General features: G+C 72.3%; 18 protein-coding genes. 9 read left to right on the top strand and 9 right to left on the bottom strand.

Annotated features, from left to right (window positions below; all coding sequences use genetic code 11):
* Positions 1-13: 13 nt before the first annotated feature.
* The 4 genes from ACFZDE_RS28800 to ACFZDE_RS28785 form a co-directional block, all read right to left on the bottom strand.
* Complete coding sequence (locus ACFZDE_RS28800; protein WP_391204627.1) at positions 14-1,468, bottom strand: citrate:proton symporter; 1,455 nt, start codon at positions 1,466-1,468, stop codon at positions 14-16.
* A 135-nt stretch (positions 1,469-1,603) separates the two neighbouring features.
* Positions 1,604-3,871 (bottom strand): molybdopterin-dependent oxidoreductase, encoded by a 2,268-nt coding sequence (locus tag ACFZDE_RS28795; protein WP_391204625.1) that lies wholly within the window; start codon positions 3,869-3,871, stop codon positions 1,604-1,606.
* A gap of 93 nt (positions 3,872-3,964) precedes the next feature.
* Entirely contained in the window at positions 3,965-4,585 is a 621-nt protein-coding gene (locus ACFZDE_RS28790; protein WP_391002716.1) for a TetR family transcriptional regulator, read from the bottom strand.
* Positions 4,582-5,178, bottom strand: coding sequence for a hypothetical protein (locus tag ACFZDE_RS28785; protein WP_391204622.1), 597 nt, complete (start codon positions 5,176-5,178; stop codon positions 4,582-4,584). Before ACFZDE_RS28785 ends, ACFZDE_RS28790 begins: the two co-directional genes overlap by 4 nt.
* Positions 5,179-5,332: 154 nt before the next feature.
* On the opposite strand from ACFZDE_RS28785, the gene hmgA reads away from it, so the two are divergent.
* The 3 genes from hmgA (at position 5,333) to ACFZDE_RS28770 (ending at position 8,757) form a co-directional block, all read left to right on the top strand.
* Entirely contained in the window at positions 5,333-6,703 is a 1,371-nt protein-coding gene (hmgA, locus tag ACFZDE_RS28780; protein WP_391204618.1) for a homogentisate 1,2-dioxygenase, read from the top strand.
* A 43-nt stretch (positions 6,704-6,746) separates the two neighbouring features.
* Positions 6,747-7,496 carry a UTRA domain-containing protein gene (locus ACFZDE_RS28775; protein ID WP_391002722.1) on the top strand — a complete coding sequence of 250 codons (750 nt, stop codon included), beginning with the start codon at positions 6,747-6,749 and terminating at the stop codon, positions 7,494-7,496.
* Between the two features lie 94 nt (positions 7,497-7,590).
* Positions 7,591-8,757, top strand: a complete 1,167-nt coding sequence (locus ACFZDE_RS28770; protein WP_391204615.1) for a type ISP restriction/modification enzyme — start codon at positions 7,591-7,593, stop codon at positions 8,755-8,757.
* Between the two features lie 13 nt (positions 8,758-8,770).
* On the opposite strand, the gene ACFZDE_RS28765 is transcribed toward ACFZDE_RS28770, so the two are convergent.
* Positions 8,771-9,487, bottom strand: coding sequence for a TetR/AcrR family transcriptional regulator C-terminal domain-containing protein (locus tag ACFZDE_RS28765; RefSeq protein ID WP_391002727.1), 717 nt, complete (start codon positions 9,485-9,487; stop codon positions 8,771-8,773).
* 63 nt (positions 9,488-9,550) lie between these two features.
* On the opposite strand from ACFZDE_RS28765, the gene ACFZDE_RS28760 reads away from it, so the two are divergent.
* Positions 9,551-10,516: an ATP-binding cassette domain-containing protein gene (locus tag ACFZDE_RS28760; protein WP_391204611.1), complete on the top strand. Its 966-nt coding sequence runs from the start codon at positions 9,551-9,553 to the stop codon at positions 10,514-10,516.
* Positions 10,513-11,295, top strand: coding sequence for an ABC transporter permease (locus ACFZDE_RS28755; protein ID WP_391204608.1), 783 nt, complete (start codon positions 10,513-10,515; stop codon positions 11,293-11,295). The genes ACFZDE_RS28760 and ACFZDE_RS28755 overlap by 4 nt, the downstream gene beginning before the upstream one ends.
* Positions 11,296-11,472: 177 nt before the next feature.
* Here ACFZDE_RS28755 and ACFZDE_RS28750 read toward each other — a convergent pair whose 3' ends face one another.
* From ACFZDE_RS28750 to ACFZDE_RS28740, 3 genes are all read right to left on the bottom strand, one after another.
* Positions 11,473-11,739 (bottom strand): hypothetical protein, encoded by a 267-nt coding sequence (locus tag ACFZDE_RS28750; RefSeq protein WP_030850794.1) that lies wholly within the window; start codon positions 11,737-11,739, stop codon positions 11,473-11,475.
* A 126-nt stretch (positions 11,740-11,865) separates the two neighbouring features.
* Entirely contained in the window at positions 11,866-12,678 is an 813-nt protein-coding gene (locus ACFZDE_RS28745; protein ID WP_391204605.1) for an anti-sigma factor domain-containing protein, read from the bottom strand.
* A complete protein-coding gene (locus tag ACFZDE_RS28740; RefSeq protein ID WP_391002734.1) occupies positions 12,675-13,217 on the bottom strand; it encodes an ECF RNA polymerase sigma factor SigK in 543 nt (180 codons plus the stop codon). The genes ACFZDE_RS28745 and ACFZDE_RS28740 overlap by 4 nt, the downstream gene beginning before the upstream one ends.
* A 227-nt stretch (positions 13,218-13,444) precedes the next feature.
* On the opposite strand from ACFZDE_RS28740, the gene ACFZDE_RS28735 reads away from it, so the two are divergent.
* From ACFZDE_RS28735 to ACFZDE_RS28720, 4 genes are all read left to right on the top strand, one after another.
* Positions 13,445-14,977, top strand: coding sequence for a DUF4331 family protein (locus tag ACFZDE_RS28735; protein ID WP_391204602.1), 1,533 nt, complete (start codon positions 13,445-13,447; stop codon positions 14,975-14,977).
* Positions 14,978-15,083: 106 nt separating this feature from the next.
* A complete protein-coding gene (locus tag ACFZDE_RS28730; protein ID WP_391204599.1) occupies positions 15,084-16,628 on the top strand; it encodes a tetratricopeptide repeat protein in 1,545 nt (514 codons plus the stop codon).
* The gene (locus ACFZDE_RS28725) at positions 16,625-18,226 is read left to right on the top strand and encodes a nickel transporter (RefSeq protein WP_391204596.1); all 1,602 of its coding nucleotides are present in this window, start codon (positions 16,625-16,627) and stop codon (positions 18,224-18,226) included. Before ACFZDE_RS28730 ends, ACFZDE_RS28725 begins: the two co-directional genes overlap by 4 nt.
* 114 nt (positions 18,227-18,340) lie before the next feature.
* Positions 18,341-19,978, top strand: coding sequence for a protein kinase (locus tag ACFZDE_RS28720; protein ID WP_391204593.1), 1,638 nt, complete (start codon positions 18,341-18,343; stop codon positions 19,976-19,978).
* A 4-nt stretch (positions 19,979-19,982) separates the two neighbouring features.
* Here the strand turns inward: ACFZDE_RS28720 and ACFZDE_RS28715 are convergent, their stop codons facing one another.
* A complete protein-coding gene (locus ACFZDE_RS28715; RefSeq protein WP_391002744.1) occupies positions 19,983-20,789 on the bottom strand; it encodes a GDSL-type esterase/lipase family protein in 807 nt (268 codons plus the stop codon).
* Between the last annotated feature and the right edge of the window lie 198 nt (positions 20,790-20,987).

Genomic DNA, 20,987 nt, shown 5'->3' with positions numbered 1-20,987 from the left:
CTCCATGGGGTGACTAGATGATCCCGAACAGCATGCCCGCGCCGAGGATGACCAGGCAGGTGAGGGCGGCCCACTTCACGACGAACTTGGTGTGGTCGCCGAACTCGACCTTGGCCATGCCGACCAGGACGTAGACGGCCGGGACGAGCGGGCTGGACATGTGCAGCGGCTGGCCGACCAGCGAGGCGCGGGCCATCTCCAGCGGGGTGACCCCGTGCGCGGCACCGGCCTCGGCGAGGACGGGCAGGACACCGAAGTAGAAGCCGTCGTTCGACATGAAGTAGGTGAGCGGCAGGCTCAGCAGGCCGGTGACGAAGGCCATGTGCGGGCCCATGCTGGCGGGGATGACGTCGACCATCCACGTGGCCATGTGGTCGACCATGCCGGTGCCCTGGAGGACGCCGGTGAAGACGGCGGCGGCGAAGACCATGCCGGAGACGTTCAGGACGTTGTCGGCGTGGGCGGCCAGGCGGGCCCGCTGGGCGGGGATGTTCGGGAAGTTCACGGAGAGGGCGAGCGCGGCGCCGATCAGGAACAGCACCGGGATCGGCAGCCACTCCATGATCATGGCGGTGAGCAGGGAGACCGTCAGGAGCGCGTTGAACCAGTAGAGCTTGGGGCGCAGGGTGTCCCGGTTCGGGTCGAGGCCCTTGAAGCCTTCGTCGTCCCCGGCGGCGGCGGTATCGTCGGAGGCGCCGGTACCGGAGGTACCCGCGCCACCCGCACCGGCCATGCCACCCGCGCCGCCCTTGCGCATCGAGACCTTGCCGTCACCGGAGTCACCGGCGCCACCGGCACCCACGAGCACCGTCTCGGTCTCCTTCTCCTCCTCCAGCACGTCGTCCAGCGTCAGCACGCCCAGCCGCCGGCGCTCGCGCACACCGAGCACGTAGGAGAGGACGAAGACGAAGAGCAGGCCCACCAGGAGCGCCGGGATCATCGGGACGAAGATGTCGCTGGCGTCGAGCTTCAGCGCGGTCGCGGCACGGGCGGTCGGGCCGCCCCACGGGAGGGTGTTCATCACGCCGTTGGCCATGGCGGCGACGCCGGTCATCACGACCAGGCTCATCTTCAGGCGCTTGTACAGGGGATACATCGCCGAGACGGTGATCATGAAGGTCGTGGAGCCGTCGCCGTCCAGCGACACGATCGCGGCGAGCACCGCGGTGCCGACGACGATCCGCATCGGGTCGGCTTTGCAGAATTTGAGAATGCCGCGGACGATCGGGTCGAAGAGACCGACATCGATCATCACGCCGAAGTAGACGATCGCGAACATGAGCATCGCCGCGGTGGGGGCGAGGTCGGTCACGCCGTCGAGGACGTAGTCGCCGAGCTTGGCGCCCTTGCCGACGAACACGCAGAACAGCGCGGGAATCAGCACGAGCGCCGCGATCGGCGACATCTTCTTCATCATGATCAGGACCAGGAAGGTCGCGATCATGGCGAAGCCGAGGATGGTCAGCATGAGTGGATACCTAACGTTCGCCCTTGAACATCCCACCAGGGCCGGCGGTGTCCGAGACGTTAGGTCCCGTCAAGCAGCGTTAACAAGACGTTGACGTGCGAGCAATAAGCGCAAAACTGCTGGTCACAGCTTTGCTCAGGTCAGAGCGGTGAGCTTTTCGGTCACCGCGGGGGATTCCGCCGCGGCCACGGGGGCGACCTCGACGGGTACGCCGTTGAGGACCGCGTTGCCCGACAGCGGGTCGAGGAGACGGCCGTCGAGGAGCTGGTTGACGTTGACGCCGGGGTCGGTGGAGGCGTGGCTGAGGCGGGTGCCGGGGCGGTCGTGGCCCCAGCCGTGCGGCAGGCTCACCACACCCCGTCGCACGGTGTCGGTGACCTCGGCCCGCGCCGTCACCTCTCCCCCGGCGCCCTTCACCCGCACCGGCTCCGCGTCGCTCACGCCGAGCCGCTCGGCGTCCTCGGGATGGATGTGCAGGGTGCAGCGGTTCGAACCACCGGTGAGGGCGGGCACGTTGTGCATCCAGCTGTTGTTGGAGCGCAGATGGCGGCGGCCGACCAGGACGAGCCCCTCGGGGCGTTCGGCGAGGGCCGCGCGCAGCCGGGGCAGGTCGGCCGCGATCGGGCCGGGCAGCAGCTCCACCCGGCCGCTGCGGGTCTTCAGGGGCTGCGGCAGGCGGGGCTGGAGCGGGCCGAGGTCGATGCCGTGCGGGTGCGCGAGCAGCTTCTCCAGGCTGAGCCCGTCCGGCCGTACGCCGAAGCCGTCGCCGTAGGGGCCGAGGCGCAGCATCATGTCGAGCCGTCGCTCGGGGCCGGTGTCGCCGGTGAGCCGGGCGGCGAGGTCGCGCGGGTCGGCGCCGTGGACCGGTGAGTGCGGCTCCTTCACCGCCTTGCCGAGGGTCTGGTCGATGACCATCCGGTCGACGTCCGCGGGGTCGGCGCCGTGCATGCCGGTGACGGCCAGGACGAGCCGGGCCAGGATCTCCGTCTCGGCCATGCGGCCGGGTTCCAGGGGGATCGCGGGGCGGGTGTAGCGGACCTGGTTGCGTACGGCGAGGGTGTTGAAGGCGAAGTCGTGGTGCGGGCTCTGCGAGGGCGGGGGCGGGGGCAGGACCACGTCGGCGTGGCGGGAGGTCTCGTTGAGGTACGGGTCGACGCTGACCATGAAGTCGAGCGATTCGAGGGCCTTGTCGAGGCGGTCGCCGTCGGGCGCGGACAGTACCGGGTTGGCGGCGACTGCGATCAGCGCGCGCACCGGCTCGCCCTCGTCGGTGGCGGTGTCGATCTCCTCGGCGAGGGCGGAGAGGGGCAGTTCGCCCTTGGCCTCGGGGTGCCTGCTCACCCGGGAGTGCCAGCGTCCGAGGGCGAAGCCGCGGCCGGGTCCGGCGGGGCGCGGGGTCTTGTCGGTGGCGGCCCGCGGGAAGAGCGCGCCGCCGGGCCGGTCGAGGTTGCCGGTGAGGATGTTGAGGACGTCGACGAGCCAGCTGGCCAGGGTGCCGTGCGGGACGGTGCAGCTGCCGATCCGGCCGTAGACGGCGGCGGTGGGGGCGGCGGCCAGGTCGCGGGCGAGGGCGCGGATGACGCCGGCCTCGACGTCGCAGGCCTCCGCGACCGCCTCGGGCGTGAACTCCCGCAGTTCCGCGGCCAGTTCCTCGACGCCCTGGACGTGCGGGGTCGGGTGGAGGAGGTTCTCCGCGTAGAGCACCTGGGCCATCGCCGCGAGCAGCAGCGCGTCGGTGCCGGGCCGGACGGCGATGTGCCGGTCGGCGAGCTTGGCGGTGCGGGTGCGCCGCGGGTCGATCACGACGAGGGTGCCGCCGCGGGCCTTGAGGGCCTTCAGCTTGCCGGGGAAGTCGGGGGCGGTGCACAGACTGCCGTTGGACTCCAGCGGGTTGGCGCCGATCAGGAGCAGATGGTCGGTGCGGTCGAGGTCGGGGACGGGGATGGCGTTGGCGTCGCCGAAGAGGAGGCCGCTGGAGACGTGTTTGGGCATCTGGTCGACCGTGGAGGCGGTGAAGACGCTGCGGGTGCCGAGCCCGGCGAGCAGGACGGGCGGGTAGAGGGCGCCGGCCATGGTGTGCACGTTCGGGTTGCCGAGGACGACACCTACGGAGTTCGGGCCGTGCCGCTCCACGACGGGCCGGATGCCGGCGGCGACCGCGTCGAAGGCCTCCTCCCAGGTGGCCTCGCGCAGTTCGCCGTCGCGCCGCACGAGCGGGGCGCGCAGCCGGTCGGGGTCGGAGTCGACCGCGCCGAAGGAGGCGCCCTTGGGGCAGATGAACCCCTGGCTGAACACGTCGTCGCGATCACCTCGGGCATGGGTGACGCGCGTGCCCTCGATGGTGAGGGTCAGGCCGCAGGTGGCCTCGCACAGGGGGCAGATACGCAGGGCGGTGCGGGACACGGGTCCTCCCGGGGCGGCGGCTACGGTGACGCGCTGACGCGCCCGAGCATACCGACCGGTATGCACGGTGGGGAGGCCTGTGCGGGATCCGGGTCAGTCGAGCACCCTGGCCAGATAACCCCGCAGCATCTCCCGCGCCTCGTCGATGATCCGCCGGTCCCCCTCCGGCGCGATCCGGAACGCCAGGTGCACCAGGGTGTCGGCGGTCTCGACGGCGATCAGGAAGACGCGGCGCAGATCCTCGTCGGGCTCGCGGTCGAGGTATCCGGAGAGGAGTTCGGTGAGACGGTCGGCGACGCGATGGTTGGGTTCGGCGTCGCGGGCGCCGACCGGGATCTGGTTGCCGAAGTCGACGAGGGAGAAGCCGGGCGCGGTGCGCTTCATCTCCAGGTACTCGTCGAGCACGACGTCCATGGCCGTGCGCCAGCCCCCGGCCTCCCCGGCCTGCCGCAGGCGCTCGGTGACGCGCGCGGTGTACCGCTCCAGGTTGCGCTGCGCCAGCGCGTCGGCCATCTGGCGTTTGTTGCCGAAGAACCGGTAGACGGAACCGATCGGCACCTCGGCCCGCTGGGCGACGGCGCGGGTGCTCAGCGCGTCGTAGCCGACCTCGTCGAGGAGGTCGGCGCAGGCGTCGAGGATCCGGGTGAGGCGTTCGGCGCTGCGCCGCTGCACGGGCGCACGACGCAGGGATGTCGCGGGAGGCACGGGCTTCATGATGCCCCTCGGGCGCGCTCGGGTGAACCCTGCCCCCCGGGGTCCGTGCCCTGCGTCCGGGCCTTGCGCCGGGAGGTGGTGTCCGGCGAGACGGCCGGGTCCGGCCCCGAGGAGGTGATGTCGGCCGTGCTCTCCACGGGCCGGCCGTCCACCGCCCACACGGTGCCGTCGTCGGCGTAGAGGCGGGCGGTGACGTGGTGGGTGCCGCGCGGCACGAGGCGGGTGTCCAGGCGGTAGGCGGCGGCGCGCAGCCGGGCCACGGGACGGCCGTCGACGAAGAGGTGCGCGAGACCCCGCCCGGCCACCGCGCGGCCCGCCGCCCCGGCCGGGGAGAAGCGGAAGTTGCGCACGCTCAGGCGTACGTCCCAGCCGCCGGCGGCGTCGGGCTGTACCTCGATGCCGATGTCGGGGGCGCCGCCCTGCCCGACCTCGCGGTAGGACCTCCCCTCCTGGTCCCGGTCCTGAAGGATCTCGCCCACCGGTGTCGCCGACCCGGCACCCTCCCGGGCACCGCCGGAACCGCAGCCCGCGGATCCGGCCAGCAGGAGGACACAGAGCGCGAGCGCGGCACCGGGTCTCCGTGTCCACGTCATGTTCGGGAGCGTAGAACAGGCGTCCGGTCCGGCGGATCGTTCTCAAGTCGGGTTCAGGTCATCCCCCGAGAGGATGCCGCGCGCCCCCCTTGCGTCGGGGAAATCGCAATCCTACGGTACTCCATAGGAATCGAGCGGCAAGGGAGCAGCGATCATGGGCGATGGGGGCAACCCCCGCACGAGCGGGTTCGAGCACGGCGAAGCGCGGAAGACCGCCGAGGGGCTGGCCTACCTCTCCGGCTTCGGCAACGAGCACAGCTCGGAGGCCGTCCCGGGCGCACTGCCCGTGGGCCGCAACTCGCCCCAGCGGGCCCCGCTCGGGCTGTACGCGGAGCAGTTGAGCGGTTCGGCGTTCACCGAGCCGCGGGCGCACAACCGCCGCTCGTGGCTGTACCGGATCCGCCCGTCGGCCGCGCACCCGGCGTTCACCCGGAGCCACAACGGCTCGATCCGCACCGCCCTCTTCACCCAGACCGTCCCCGACCCCAACCGTCTGCGCTGGAACCCGCTGCCCGACCCGGCGCCCGAGACCGACTTCCTGGCGGGTCTGTGGACGCTCGGCGGCAACGGTGACGTCACCCAGCGGACCGGCATCGCCGTGCACCTCTACACGGCCAACGCCTCGATGGACCGGGTGTTCAGCGACGCCGACGGCGAGTTGCTGATCGTCCCGGAGCGCGGGGGGCTGCTGCTGCACACCGAGTTCGGGCTGCTCCATGTGGAGCCGGGACATGTGGCGCTGATCCCGCGTGGCGTCCGCTTCCGTGTGGAGCTGCCCGACACGGCACCCGACGGCGAGCGGAGCCCGGCCTCCCGCGGCTATGTGTGCGAGAACTACGGCGCGCCCTTCACCCTCCCCGACCTGGGCCCGATCGGCGCCAACGGGCTCGCCAACCCCCGGGACTTCCGTGCGCCGGTGGCGGCCTACGAGGACGTCGAGGGGCCGGTGGAGGTGGTGAACAAGTTCTGCGGCAACCTGTGGACGGCCACCTACGACCACTCCCCGCTCGATGTCGTCGCCTGGCACGGCAACCATGTGCCGTACACCTATGACCTGCGCCGGTTCAATGTGCTCGGCTCCATCAGCTATGACCACCCCGACCCGTCGATCTTCACGGTGCTGACCTCCCCGTCGGACACCCCTGGCCTGGCCGGTGTCGACTTCGTGGTGTTCGCGCCGCGCTGGCTGGTGGGCGAGGACACCTTCCGGCCGCCGTACTTCCACCGCAATGTGATGAGCGAGTACATGGGCCTGATCGAGGGCGCGTACGACGCCAAGGCGGAGGGCTTCGTCCCGGGCGGCGGCTCGCTGCACAACATGATGTCGGCGCACGGCCCGGACCGGGAGACCTTCGACCGGGCGAGCGCCGCGGAGCTGCGGCCGCAGAAGATCGACGACGGCCTGGCGTTCATGTTCGAGACCCGCTGGCCGCTCACCCTCACCCCGCACGCGGCCCGCGCCGAGCACCTCCAGCAGCGCTACGACGACGTCTGGCAGGGCCTGGAGCGGCACTTCCGCGCCTAGCAGGCCCCTTGCACTGATCATTTCCTACCGGTACGGATGGCCCGTGACCTCCTTCGCCCCGGACTCCATCGTCCTGAACCGCAAGCTGCCGCTGTGGTACCAGGTGTCGCAGTCACTGCGCGCCTCGATCCTCGGCCGCTCGCCCCAGGACCCGTTGCGGCTGCCCACCGAGGAGCAGCTGGCCGGGCACTACGGCGTGAGCGTGCTGACGATGCGCCAGGCGCTGAAGGAGCTGGAGGACGAGGGGCTGATCTCGCGCCACCGCCGGCGGGGCACCTTCATCGAGCCGCACGCGCGCCGGGGCTCCCCGGTGCGCCTGCTCGGCTCGGTGGACGCGATCGTGGCCCAGCAGTCCGGCATGACGACCGAACTGCTGGACCACGGCAGCGCGCCGGTGCCGGGCGAACTCGCCGAGTTCTTCCCGGATGTCCGGGAGGTGTCGACGTACCACCGGCTGCGCAGCGACGAGAAGACCGGTGAGCCGACGAACCACGCCCGCAACTACGTGCGCCCCGAACTGGCCGCCCGGATCGACCTGGACGACCTCGTCCGGTGGCCGATGACCAAGGTGCTGCGGGACGTGGTGGGGGCGGACATCAGCCGCATCACGGACACGGTGGAGGCGCGGCTGGCCGACCCGGAGACCTCGAAACTGCTCCAAGTCCCGCTGCTGAGCCCGATCCTGCACTACACCGGGGTGACGTACGACCCCGACGGGCGGCCCCTGGACGTGGCCGTCATCCACTACCGGGGCGACCGGTTCTCCTTCACGGTGACCCTGGACGCGACATGAGCGCTCCGCCCGCGTCGTGGTGTCCGACCGCGCGCCGCCGGGTGCCGGTCGCGCCGTTCCCCGCGCCCCTGCGGGGTGCCGGACACGTCGTACGATGCCCAGCGTGACGCACGACGACGCTCCGCCGCTGGCGGACCTCATGCCGTGGTCCGTCGCACCGCCACGGCTCGGCCGGGGCTGGCCGGCGGCCCCCGACGCGGGGTCCCTGAAGGCCCGCTGGGACGCCCTGGTCAAGGCCGAGGGCCCCGACCGCGAGGCGCTGTTCGAACCGACCCGTTCGCGCACACTGCACACGGCGGTCGGCCAACTGCCCGGCCGAAGCGGCACCGACAGCGGCAGCGGCACGGAGAAGCTGGTGCGCGCCTCGGGACCCTGCCCGGAGCCGGTGCGCGTCCTGCTCGCGCCCTACGACGAGCAGTGGCTGATCCCCGACCAGCGGCTGATCGACGCGGCCCGCCCGGAGCTGTGGCGGGTGGCGGACGAGCGGCAGGTCTTCGTGACGGAGACGCCCGGGGCCGCCCCTCCCCTTCTCGTCACCTCGCTGCTCCCGCTGCTGCGCCCCGGCCGCGTCCGCCCGCTGTTCCGCCGCCCGGGCGGTCGCGAGCCCAACCTCGCCCCGGGCCTGCTGGAGCACCTCGGCAGCAGGCTGGGCGGCACCCCGGCACCGCTGGACATGCTCGCCTGGATCACGGCCACGGCCCGCCCGGACCTCACCGTCCCGCTCACCGGCGACGCCGGCACATGGCAGCGGGGCCTGGAGTTGGGACACCGGATGCTGTGGCTGATGCGCCGCGCCGGCGAACGCCCGAAGCTGCCCGGCGGCCGCCGCCCCTACGTCCGCGCCCCGCTGCCCTCCCGGCCCGTGACCCTGCGCTACGACCGCGACGAGGAGGCGCTGTTCCTGGACGAGGGCCGCATCTCCCCGGTGCCGCCACAGGCCTGGGACTTCGAGGTCGGTGGAGTGCGCGTCCTGGAGCAGTGGTTCACCACCCGCGTCGCCCTCCCCGAGCCGGGCACGCTCGCGGCGATCCGTCCCGCCACCTGGCCCCAGACCTGGACGTCGGAGCTGCTGGAGCTGATCACCGTCCTCGCCCTCCTGGCCGAGCTGCGCCCCCTGGCGGAGCCGGAGCTCCCGGACCCGGTCACGGCTGCGGACCTGCGCGAGGTTGGTGTCCTCCCGGTGCCGAACGCGGCCCGTCGCCCGGCGTCGGTGCTGGAGGGGCCGGAGGAGGGCCCCGAGGGGCAACTGGCGCTGCTCTAGCCGCGCCGGCGCTTCAGCGCGCCTCGGGGTCGAAGGCGTCCAGGACGCGTTCGAGCGCCCGCCGGAAGACGCCCTCCAGATCGACCGGCCCGCTCTGCTCCATGAAGGCCGCGGTCATCCGCGGATAGGCGCCGGTGGCGATCTGGCTGCCCAGATAGGCCATGCGGACCGCGTTCTCCTCCTCCGCCGTCCACGGCATGGAGCGGGTGCGCTCGGCGGTCGCGATCTCGTTCCCGGTGTAGGTCGTCACGACGCCGTTGAGGAGCGCGATCAGCTCCGTCTTGGTGCCGCCCGGCGCGTCGAGCGGTTCGAGGCAGGCCAGGCAGTGCTCCAGGTAGCGCAGGGTGTTGGGGCTGAAGCCGAACACCCCCGGCATCAGCCGCGGCACCCAGGTGTGGCGGTACATGATCGCGCGCGTCTCCTCCGCGTTGCGGAGCATGTCGGCGCGCCAGTCGCCGGTGGGCTCGAACATCTCGTGCTCGGCGCCGATGGCGTCGATCATCAGCTCGTACAGGTCCTCCTTGCGGGGGACGTAGTTGTACAGCGACATCGTGCCGCAGCCCAGTTCGGCGGCGACATGGCGCATCGTCACCCCCTCCAGCCCGTCCGCGTCGGCGATCCGCACCGCCGCCGCAGCGATGTCGGCACGGGTGAACGCCGGTTTCGGCCCACGGCCGGTGCGCTCGGGGCGCGCCCAGATCACTTCGGGTACGGCCGCTCGGCCCGCCATCGATCATCACCTCGGCCTCCATCCTAGTTACGTACAGCGTACGTAGTGCGCTATGGTCCTGCCATGACTTCTACGTACGCTGTACTTAGTGAGGGTCTGGAGAAGCGGTTCGGGGAGGTCCATGCCCTGCGCGGGCTGGACCTCGCGATCGCCGAGGGCACCGTCTGCGGGATCCTCGGGCCGAACGGCGCGGGCAAGACGACGGCCGTACGGCTGTTGACGACGCTGCTGCGGCCGGACGCGGGCTCCGCCCGGGTCGCGGGGCACGACCTCGTCCGCGAGCCCGCCGCCGTACGCGCCAGGATCGCCGTCACCGGGCAGGACACCTCGATCGACGGGGACCTCACCGGCCGCCAGAACCTCCGGCTGTTCGGCCGGCTGCACCGGGTGCGCGGCCCGGCCGACCGGACCGCGGAGCTTCTCGACCGCTTCGGCCTGACCGAGGCCGCCGACCGCCCCGCGTCCACCTACTCCGGTGGCATGCGCCGCCGCTTGGACCTCGCGGCCAGTCTGATCCGCCGCCCCGACGTGCTGTTCCTCGACGAGCCGACGACCGGCCTCGACCCGGCCAGCCGCACCCTCATCTGGGACGTGGTGCGCGCCCTGGCCGCCGAGGGCACGACCGTGCTGCTCACCACCCAGTACCTGGAGGAGGCCGACCAACTGGCCGACGACATCGCCCTGGTGGACCGGGGCCGGGTCGCGCACACCGGCTCCCCCGCCCAGCTCAAGTCGCTCGTCGGCGCGCACGCCGAGGTGGTGGTGCCGGACGCGGAGGTACTGGCGCGGGCCGCGGCCGTGCTCGACCGGCTGACGGGCGCGCAGCCGTCGTTCGACCACGAGCGCAACGCCGTCGGCGCGGTCAGCAAGGACCCGACGCTCACCATCCCGCTGCTGGTGCGCGCCCTGGACACGGCCGGGGTGCCGCTGCTCGACGTGAGCCTGCGCCCGCCGACCCTCGACGACGTGTTCCTGCGCCTGACGCAGACCACGACCGCCACGACCGACGAGAAGGAGCGTGCCGCATGAGCATGCTGGCGTACGACGGGACCGCGATGCTGGGCCGCCAGCTGCTGCGGATGCGGAACAACCCCGGGCTGCTGATCCTCACCCAGACGATGCCGATCAGCATGCTGCTGTTCTTCGGCTACGTCTTCGGCAGCGCGCTGGCGGTGCCGGGCGAGGCGTACCGGTCGTTCCTGGTGCCCGGCCTGCTGGTGGCGACCGCCTCGGGCGGCATCATGACCGGCATGTTCCAGGCGGCCGGGGACACGCACCGGGGCGTGACGGACCGCTTCCGCACACTGCCGATGAGCCGGGCGGCGGTGCCCCTGGGGCAGGCCGCGGCGGATCTGGTCGCCACGGCGGTCGGGACCGTGCCGTTCCTGCTGGTGGGTCTCGCGGTGGGCTGGCGGGTCGAGGGCGGTCCGCTCGCGGCTCTGGGGGCGTTCGCGCTGCTGATGCTGTTCCGCTTCGCGTGCACCTGGGCCGGGATCTACCTGGGGCTGCTCACCCGGAACGAGGAGGCGGCCGGTCAGCTGGGCGGTGCGACGTTCCTGCTGCCGCTGCTGTCCAGCGCCTACATCCCGACGAGCGGACTGCCGGGCTGGCTGCGGACGGTCGCGGAGTGGAATCCGATCAGCGCGCTGGCGACGGCCCTGCGGGACCTCTTCGGCAACGCGCCGGTGCCCGACGGGGCGGCCTGGCCGGTGGCTCACCCGGTCGCGGGGTCACTGCTGTGGTGCGCCGTACTGCTCGGGGTGTTCGTGCCGCTGGCCGTGCGCCAGTACGCGCACGGGGAACGGTGAACGGGCGGCCGTGGCCGCGGACATGGCCCCCGGTCGCCGCCGGGCGGGGATGAGGCACCGACGGGGGACGTGCCGCGCTCGGGAACACACCTGGCGACGCTGCGAGCCGCGGGGATGACGGACGACGAGTGTCGCAGCGCTGCGCCAGGGGCGGTGTGACCGCCCGAGCGCGGACCCCTACCTGCTGCCGAACAGTGAGCGACGCAGTCGGCGCAGCGGCGCGAAGAGCGAGACGCGACGCACGCGCGCGCCCCTGCCACTGCGGTCGTGCGGCTGACGTGCGGTCAGTTCCCGCATCAGCGAGGTCGCCTCGACCGTCTCCCGCTGGGGGACGGCGGGGCCGCCCAGCACCGAGAGGTGGCGGTCGAGGCGCGAACTGGTCGCGCTGCTCCCGCAGGTGATCGCAGGGACCCTGGCCCTGCTGCGCACTGTTATCTGATCCATGTCACTCCCCACCCGTACGAGTCCACCCGGCCCGGGCAGGTTAACCCTATCGCCCCGGCCGGGCACTCGTGTATCGCGGTCACAGGATTCACCTTCCCCATAAGGGGGTTGACGATGTATCTCCGATTACTCTCCGAATCCAACAGATTTCAGGGCGAGTTGGACGATCGGCGGGGTAGTGGGCTGCGGCGATCCCCCGCCGGGCTCGACGGTCACGGCCAGTGACGTCGCGGAGGTGCCCAGACCCGTCGCGACCAGGGGCGTGTCGCCCTCGAAGAGGCCGAGGGAGCGCGGTTGCGCGCCCGGGCGCATGAGCCACAACTGGTGCACGCGGCCGCCCGCGGGCGTCCCGTATCCGCCGAGGGTGACCACCGCGCTCCCCTCCGTGGCGGAGGCGACCACTCCGATGGTGCGGCCCCGGCCGTCCCGGCCACTGCTCGCACGGGCGTCCGGAGCTGCCAGAACGTGGGCGATCTCACGTGACCGATCTTGCTCGGCGGTCAGCCGGTCCTGGGTCCGGTTCGCCTGCACGGCGAACAGCGACGCGACGACGAGGGCCGCGGCGGCGGTGGCCGTGGCGAAGGGGACGAACAGCGGGATCCGGCGCCGTCTCGGTGGCGGCTGGGCACCCCACACATGGGGCGGGAGCTGCGTCGCACGCGCGCGTGCCGGCTCGCGCGCCGCGCTCGGCTGCGGCGCCGGGTCCTGGGGGGTGGTCCGTACGGCGAGCATGACCCGGTCGCGCAGGGCGGGCGGCGGCGGGGCGGCCGTGGACCATGCGAGCCGGACGGCGTCCTCGGTCAGGGCGCGCACCTCGGCGGCGCAGCGGCCGCAGTCGCGCAGGTGCTTCTGGAAGCGGACCCGCTCCGGGGGTTCGAGGGCGTCCAGCGCGTAGGGCGCGGCGAGCGAGTGCAGGTCCTCGCGGCGGAAGAGGCTCATGCCACTCCTCCCAGGCACTCGCGCATCCGGGTCAGCCCGTCCCGCATGCGGGTCTTGACGGTGCCCAGCGGCAGGGAGAGCTGCTCGGCCACTTCACGGTACGTGTAGCCCTCGTAGTAGGCGAGGGTCACCGACTGGCGTTGCAGGACGGTGAGCCGGTCCAGGCAGCGGCGCACCCACTCGCGTTCGAGGCCGGCCTCCACCTCCTCGGTGACCTGGTCGAAGGCCGGCTGGTTGGCGCGCAGTGCCTCGCGCTGCTCGCGCTCCCCGGCTGCCCGGGCGCTGCGGACCCGGTCGACGGCGCGGCGGTGGGCGAGGGTGAGGATCCAGGACATCGCACTGCCCCGGCCGGGGTCGAACCTCGCCGCGGAGCGCCACAGTTCGAGCAGCACCTCCTGAGCCACCTCCTCCGACTGGGCGGGGTCGCGCACCACGCGCCGTACGAGTCCGAACACCGGGCCGGACACCACCTGGTACAGCTCCTCGAAGGCTTTCTGGTCCCCACCTGCCACGAGCAGCAGCAGCTCGTCCGCCTCCACTCGGTCCCCCTCTCCGAGGCCGCACCGGGCCTGTCCCCTCACGCGAGGCATTCGCAACGCACACACCTCCGGACGGTGTTACGGATCAGCGCGCCGAAAACGCGGGTCGCCCGGCGATGAAACAACTTTCCCCACTCGCCGTAAGAACGTTTGAGATTCGACCAATCCGCTCTGCCGACCGCTCCGAATGGCGTGTGTCAGGCAAGTTGGCACCGAGGACGGACGGCATGACACCTACCTTCAGGACCGGCGCGGGGCGCCGGAGCATCGCGACCGTGATCTGTGGTGCGCTGGCGACCGGCGGGCTCGCCGCCGCCGGTGTGACCGCGCTGGCCCCTGAGGAGGCCTCCGCCTCCAGCCACCGCGAGGCTCCGCTGATCTCGGGGACTCCGCAGTACGACAACACCGACGTGTACGCGTTCGTCAGCCCGGACAAGCCGGACACGACGACCATCGTCGCGAACTGGATCCCCTTCGAGGAACCGGCCGGCGGGCCCAACTTCTTCCCGTTCGCCGAGGACGCCCAGTACGACCTGCGCATCGACAGCAACGGCGACGCGCAGGAAGACCTGCTCTTCCGCTACACGTTCAAGACGCACACGAAGAACGACAAGACCTTCCTGTACAACACGGGCCCGGTCGAGAGCCTCGACGACCCCGACCTCAACATCACGCAGACGTACGACCTCGAGCTGATCAAGCTGAAACACCTGAAGGCCGTGTCGAAGACCAAGGTCGCCGACGACGTGCCGGTGGCGCCGTCGAACGTGGGCAAGGCGTCGATGCCGGACTACAACACCCTGCGCAAGCAGGCGGTGCATGAACTCGCCGGTGGCGCCCAGACGTTCGCCGGGCAGGCCGACGACCCGTTCTTCCTGGACCTGCGCGTCTTCGACCTGCTGTACGGCGGGAACCTCTCCGAGGTCGGCAACGACACCCTCAAGGGCTACAACGTCAACTCGATCGCCCTCCAGGTGCCCAGCAGCCTCATCACCGAGTCGCACGAACAGCCGATCGTCGGCGTCTGGTCGACGACCCAGCGCAAGAACGCCAAGGGCTACTTCTCCCAGGTCTCGCGCCTGGGCAACCCGCTGGTGAACGAGGTCGTCAACCCGCTGAAGGACAAGGACAAGTTCAACGCGTCCACGCCGCGGGACGACGCGGACTTCCTGGAGAACGTCACCAACCCGGAGCTGCCCAAGCTCATCGAGGCGATCTACAAGATCCCGGCGCCGGCCGAGCCGCGCAACGACCTCGTCGACGTCTTCCTCAAGGGCGTCAAGGACCTCAACCAGCCGCCGCACGTGACGCCGTCGGAGCAGCTGCGCCTCAACACCTCCATCAAGCCGGCCGCCAAGCCCAAGCGGCTGGGTGTCCTGGACGGTGACAACGCGGGCTTCCCGAACGGCCGTCGCCTCACCGACGACGTGATCGACGCCTCGCTCCAGGTCGTCGAGGGCGAGCTGCTGGGCGAGAAGAACGACCTCGGTGACGCGGTCGACAAGAACGACAAGAAGTTCGAGAAGTCCTTCCCGTACGTGGCCCTGCCCACGGAGGGTTCGCGCGGCCCGCTCGCCAAGGGCGTGGACGGCGGCAACGACGTCCGCAGCCAGCTGGGCGACGCGCTGCGGCCGGCCGGCGCCGAGGGCTCGGACGACACGCGCCTGATGGCCGCCTCCGCCGGGGCCGGGGCGGGCGGCATCGTCCTGATCGGCGCGGCCCTGATGTGGTGGCGCCGTATGCGGAACCGGGCCTACTGACCCGCTCCGCTCCCCCGAACCGGCGCGGTCCGTTCCCCGTCCCCCACGGCGCGGGCCGCGCCGCCGACTCCACCGCCCCACCAGCACATCCGATCGAGGAGAGGTCATGCCTGCGCGTACGACCGACAGCACACCGGAGACGCCCGACGACGACCGCGCGCCGTCGACGGCCCCGGAGCCCTGCGCCGGTGACGACGCGCACGCCCCTTCTCCGGCCGGGGAGACAGCCGAGGGCAAGGGAGAGGAAGCGGGCGGGACCGAGGCCGACTCCGGTGAGCGGGTCGCCGCGGTGCGGCGGGCCGCCGACGGGGGGCGGCGGTGGCGGGCCCTGCATCTGACCGGGTGCGCCGTGTTGCTGGCGGTCGCGGTGACCGGTGGGGCCGTCGCGGTCGGGGGCGGGCAGGACCGCGGGGCCGGTGCCGACGCCGTCTCGGCGGCCGGGGCGCTGTCGCCCGGCGATCTCGCCCGGGGGGATCTCGACGCGGGGGTCGCCTCCCTGCAGAAGCATCTGCGGGCCCAGCCACGGGACTTCGGCAGTTGGGCCACCCTGGGGGTCGCCTACGTCGAGCAGGCCCGCACGAAGGGTGACCCCTCCCGGTATCCCCAGGCCCAGAGCGCCCTGAAGCGCTCCCTCGCCCTGAAGCCCGGCAACGACCAGGCCCTGGCGGGGCAGGCCGCCCTCGCCGCCGCCCGGCACGACTTCCCCGGCGCGCTGGCCCACGCCGACCGGGCCCTGAAGCAGAACCCCTACAACGAACGCGCCCTGTGCACCCGGATCGACGCCCTCGTCGAACTCGGCCGGTACGGCGACGCCGCGAAGGCCGCCGACACCGCCGACGACAGGCGTCCCGGGATCCCCGTCTTCACGCGGTACGCGTACGTGCGCGAGCTGCGCGGTGACGTCCGCACGGCGCGTGAGGTGCTGGAGCGCGCCCTGGACTCGGCGCACGGGCCCGCCGACGTCGCGTACGTCGCCACCGCTCTCGGTCAACTCGCCTGGAACCAGGGCGAGTACAAGACGGCCCTCGACCACTACGCCCGTGCCCTGGCCGCCGACGACGCGTATCTGCCCGCCCTGGAGGGCCGCGCCCGCGCCCAGGCCGCGAGCGGTGACCGGAAGGCCGCCGTGCGGGGGCTGGAGCAGGTCGTCGCCCGGTTCCCGCTGCCCGGCCCGCTCGTCGCCCTCGGCGAGCTGTACGAGGACCGCGGCGCCGACGGCGACCGGGCGAAGGCCGGCGACCAGTACGCCCTCGTCGACGCCTGGACCGCCCTCGCCCGCGCCGGCGGCGCCAACACCGACCTCGAGACGGCCCTGGCCGCCGCCGACCACGGCGACGAGAAGGAGGCCCTGCGCGCCGCCCGCGCGGAGTGGGACCGGCGGCACAGCGTGCACACCGCCGACGCCCTCGCCTGGGCCCTGCACATCAACGGCCGCGACGAGGAGGCCCTGCCGTACGCCCGCCGGGCGACCGCCACCGGTTACCGCAACGCCGTCTTCCTCTACCACCGCGGCGTCATCGAGCGCGCCACCGGCGACCAGCGAGAGGCCCGCGCACACCTGAAGGCCGCGCTGGATCTGAATCCCGGTTTCTCGCCGCTCGGCGCGCGTGAGGCCCGTACCGCACTCAAGGACCTGGAGGGCAACCGGTGACCTCGCGCCGGCTGTTCGCGTCCGGCGCCGCCGTCCTCACGGCCGCCTGCGCGCTCACCCTGCTGCCCGCCGCCACGGCGAGCGCCCACCCGCTGGGCAACTTCACCGTCAACCGCTACGACGGCCTGGTCGCCGCCCCCGGCGAGCTGCGGATCCACCACGTCGAGGACCTCGCCGAGATCCCGGCGACCCAGGCGGGGCCGGACATCGAGCGGCTGGGCATCGCCATGTGGGCCCGCGAGCGGTGCGCCACGGCCGCCGAGGACAGCCGCGCGACCGTCGACGGACGCGCGGTCGCCCTCACCGCCGAGCGCAGCCGCGCGCGCGTGCGGCCCGGGCAGGCGGGGCTCGACACCCTCCGGGTGGAGTGCGAGCTGACCGCGCCGCTCCCGTCCGAGCAGAGGACGCTGTCCCTCGGATTCCGTGGCGCGGGTGCCTCGTCCGGCCCGGGCTGGCGGGAGATCACGGCCCGGGGCGACCGTATGACGCTCGCCGCCTCGGACGTGCCGGAGAAGTCGATCTCGGACGAACTCACGAGCTATCCGGAGGAGTTGCTCTCCTCCCCGGCCGACACCGCGTCGGCCGCCCTGCGGGTGCGTCCCGGTGGCGCCGCCTTGGACGAGGAGGAGTCGGACGCCCCTGCGGCCTCCGTGCTGCCGCGCGGCGCGGACCGCTGGACACGCGCCCTGGACGATCTGGTGGCCCGGCAGGACCTCACCGCCGGTTTCGCCGCGCTGGCCCTGCTCATCGCCGTCGTCCTCGGGGCGATGCACGCGCTCGCGCCGGGCCACGGCAAGACCATCATGGCCGCGACGGCGGCGGCCCGGGGCGGTCAGGCGCGGATGAAGGACGTCCTGCCCATGGCCGCCTCGGTGACCATCACGCACACCCTGGGCGTGGTCGCCCTGGGCCTGCTGGTCACGGCCGGCTCGGCGGCGGCCCCCTCGGTGATCGCCTGGCTCGGCGTCGCCAGCGGCCTCCTGGTGACGCTGGCGGGCGCGAGCCTGGTCCGCCGCGCCCTGCGCAACCGCGCGCACACCCACCCACCGCACGGCCACCACCACCACGATGACGGCCACACCCACGACCACGACGGCAAACACGAGCCCAAGCCCGCCCACGACCACGACCACGCCCACGACCACAACCACAACCACAACCACAACCACCCGCACGATCACAGCCACCCCCACGCCCACCCCCACACGATCGAGCACACCCACGGCGGTTCCACCCACAGCCACGCCATCGCCCCCACCCTGCGCGGCACGATCCTCATGGGGTTCGCGGGCGGCCTCGTGCCCAGCCCGTCCGCCGTAGTGGTGCTGGTCGGCGCCGCCGCCCTCGGACAGGCCTGGTTCGGTCTGCTGCTCGTCGTCGCGTACGGCGTCGGGCTGGCGCTCACCCTCACGGCCGCCGGGTACGCCGTCGTCAAGGCCGGCAGCGGCATGACCCGGCTCCTGGACCGGCGCCCCCGCTGGACGGGAGGCCCGATGGCGGCCCTGGTGCGCCGCACCGCGCCCCTCGGTTCGGCCTTCGCCGTGGTGGTTCTCGGGGCCGGACTGGTGTTCAAGGGGGCGGCATCCGCGCTCGGCTGAGTTACGTTCGTGAGACATCGGGCGTCAGGAGAAAAGCGGACGTCGTGAGGAAAACCGACCTCATGGGGAAGACACACCCCATGGAGATTTCGCCCGGCTGCGAATGGGGGCGCCGTGTTCGAAGAACCGGGCCATGAACGTGTGATCGCGGGCCGCTACCGCCTCCTGGCGCCGCTGGGCGAGGGCGGCATGGGAACGGTGTGGCGCGCCCGCGACGAGGTGCTGCACCGCGAGGTCGCCGTCAAGGAGGTGCGGGCCCCGTCCGGGCTTGCGGGCGACGACGTGCAGCGGATGTACGCGCGGCTGGAGCGGGAGGCGTGGGCGGCGGCCCGGGTCGCCAACCGCAATGTGGTGACGGTGTACGACGTGGCCACGGACGACGGCCGGCCCTGGATCGTGATGGAACTGGTCCGCGGTCTCTCCCTGGCCGAGGTCCTCGACGCCGAGGGCCCGATGACGCCGCAGCGCGCCGCGCACATCGGCGCCGAGGTGCTCGCCGCGCTGCGGTCCGCGCACGAGGCCGGGGTGCTGCACCGCGATGTGAAGCCGGCCAACGTGCTGATCTCGAACGACGGCCGGATCGTGCTCACCGACTTCGGTATCGCCATGGTCGAGGGCAGTTCGGCGCTGACCATGACCGGAGAGGTCATCGGCTCGCCCGAGTTCCTCGCCCCGGAGCGGGCGCTGGGCCGTACACCGGGCCCGGAGTCGGACCTGTGGTCGCTCGGGGTGCTGCTGTACGCGGCGGTCGAGGGCCACTCCCCCTTCCGTCACGACACCCCGCTGAGCACACTGCGGGCGATCGTGGACGAGGAGTTGCCGCCGCCGTACCGCGCCGGGCCGCTCGCCCCGGTGATCGAGGGGCTGCTGCGCAAGGATCCGGAGCAGCGGCTGCCGCCCGGGCGGGCCGAGGAGGAGCTGCGGGTGGTCGCCGCAGGGGGTGCGCCGCGCGCGGACACCACGCGGGCCGCCGCGCTCCCGCCGACGGTCGTGGGCCACCCCGAGCCGTCCCCCACTCCCCCGATGCCGTTCCCGGGCGGTACGGCGGCGTCCGGGCCGACGGCGACCACGACGGCCACCGGCCGGGACGGTGAGCGCAGGGCCGGGCGGGTGCTGGTCGCGGGCGTGATCGCGCTGGCGCTCGCGGTGGGCGGGCTGACGTACGCGCTGCTGAACAACGGGGACGGTTCCGGCGGCGACGACCAGGGTGCCGGGGACGGTACGCCGACGGCGACCAAGAGCCCGCCGCGCGACACCGCGACGGAGAAGTCCAGCCCGTCGCCGACCCCGAGCGAGTCGAAGGAGAGCAGTGCGCCGCCGCAGTCGGTGCGGGTCGCCCTGGAGGGCCGGCGTACGGACTACACGGGGCCGTGTCCGCCGCCGAACGCCCGGGCGCCCGAGTTCACGGCGACGCTCACGGTGGGCCGGTTGCCGGCCGAGGTGAGCTACCGCTGGGTGACGCAGGACGGCCAGGTCCTCGACGGGGGCTGGAAGACGCTGTCGTTCGCGGAGGGCGGCGGCCGTTCGAAGCGGGACACGGTGCGGGTGACGACCCAGGAGGAGAGCGGGACGTTCGAGAACGAGATCGGCGTGGAGGTGCGCGAGCCGGTGCGCACGACGTCCGAGTCGGTGCCGTTCTCGGTGACGTGCGAGTCGGAGACCCCGACGGGCGGGGCCTCCCCTTCTCCCTCCGCTACGGACTCGGACCCGGGTACGGATCCGGAGTCGAACCAGGACACGGACTCCGGCTGAGCGGTCAGTCGTTGCTGTTGAGCACGGGCAGATAGCCGCCCGACTGGCCGGGTGCCTTCGGGTGGTACGACTCGCCGATGTTCAGCCAGTTGACGCTGTGCAGCCAGGAGTCGCCGGAGCAGATCTCGTGGCCGCTGAAGGTGGTGCGTACGTCGCCGAACGCGAAGCCGTGGTTCGCGGCGCGCTTGGCGATGGCGGTGTTGAGGTGGTCGGAGGCGTCGTTGATGGCCTTGCGCTTGGTCTCGGACAGACCGAGGCAGGTGGCGCCGAGCTTGTAGAAGCGGGGGTAGCCGAGGACGACGACCCGAGCGGCGGGGGCCTTGGAGCGGATCGCCGAGTACACGCCGTCGAGCTTGCCGGGCAGCGTGGAGTCGACGTACGCGCGGGCGGTGTTGATGCGGGAGATGCAGGAACTGTCGGACTGGGTCACACAGGTCGTCATGACGTCGGCGAACCCGGCGTCGTTGCCGCCGATGCTGATCGAGACGAGGGCGGTGGAGGCGCTGAGCGGGGTGAGCTGACTCGCCAGAACATCACCCGTTCGGGCGCCCGAGCAGGCGGTGAAGGCGAAGGTCGAGGGTGAGTGGGCCGCAGCCCAGAGGTAGGGGTAGGCCTTGGTGCTGCGCTTGCAGTCGCCGCTGGATCCGATGTAGCTGCCGGCCCCGACTCCCGAGGAGTAGGAGTCACCGAGCGCCACATAGCCGCCAGTTGCGGCGAGTGAGGACGCCTGCGCCGTCGCTGCCCCGGTGAGGGCGGTGCCGACGGCGAGGAGGAGCGAGCTCACGAGGACGACAAGTCGGGAACGTCTCATGGAACCTCCCTTTAGCAGGATCTCTGCCATAACCGTCGTAGCAGCTACGCGTGTTGACAGGAAGTGTCCATGCCAAGTATTTCCGCGACGACCGGTCAGCGAACATGCGTTCCCCGGAGGCCCGATCGCCTCCGGGGAACGCATGTTTATGGGACGGGAACGTGCAACTTGCGTCGCTCAAGGCATCCGACGCAACGG

Source organism: Streptomyces sp. NPDC007929, from assembly GCF_042959065.1.
Classification (GTDB): Bacteria; Actinomycetota; Actinomycetes; order Streptomycetales; family Streptomycetaceae; genus Streptomyces.
This window is presented reverse-complemented; position numbering and strand designations above follow the sequence as displayed.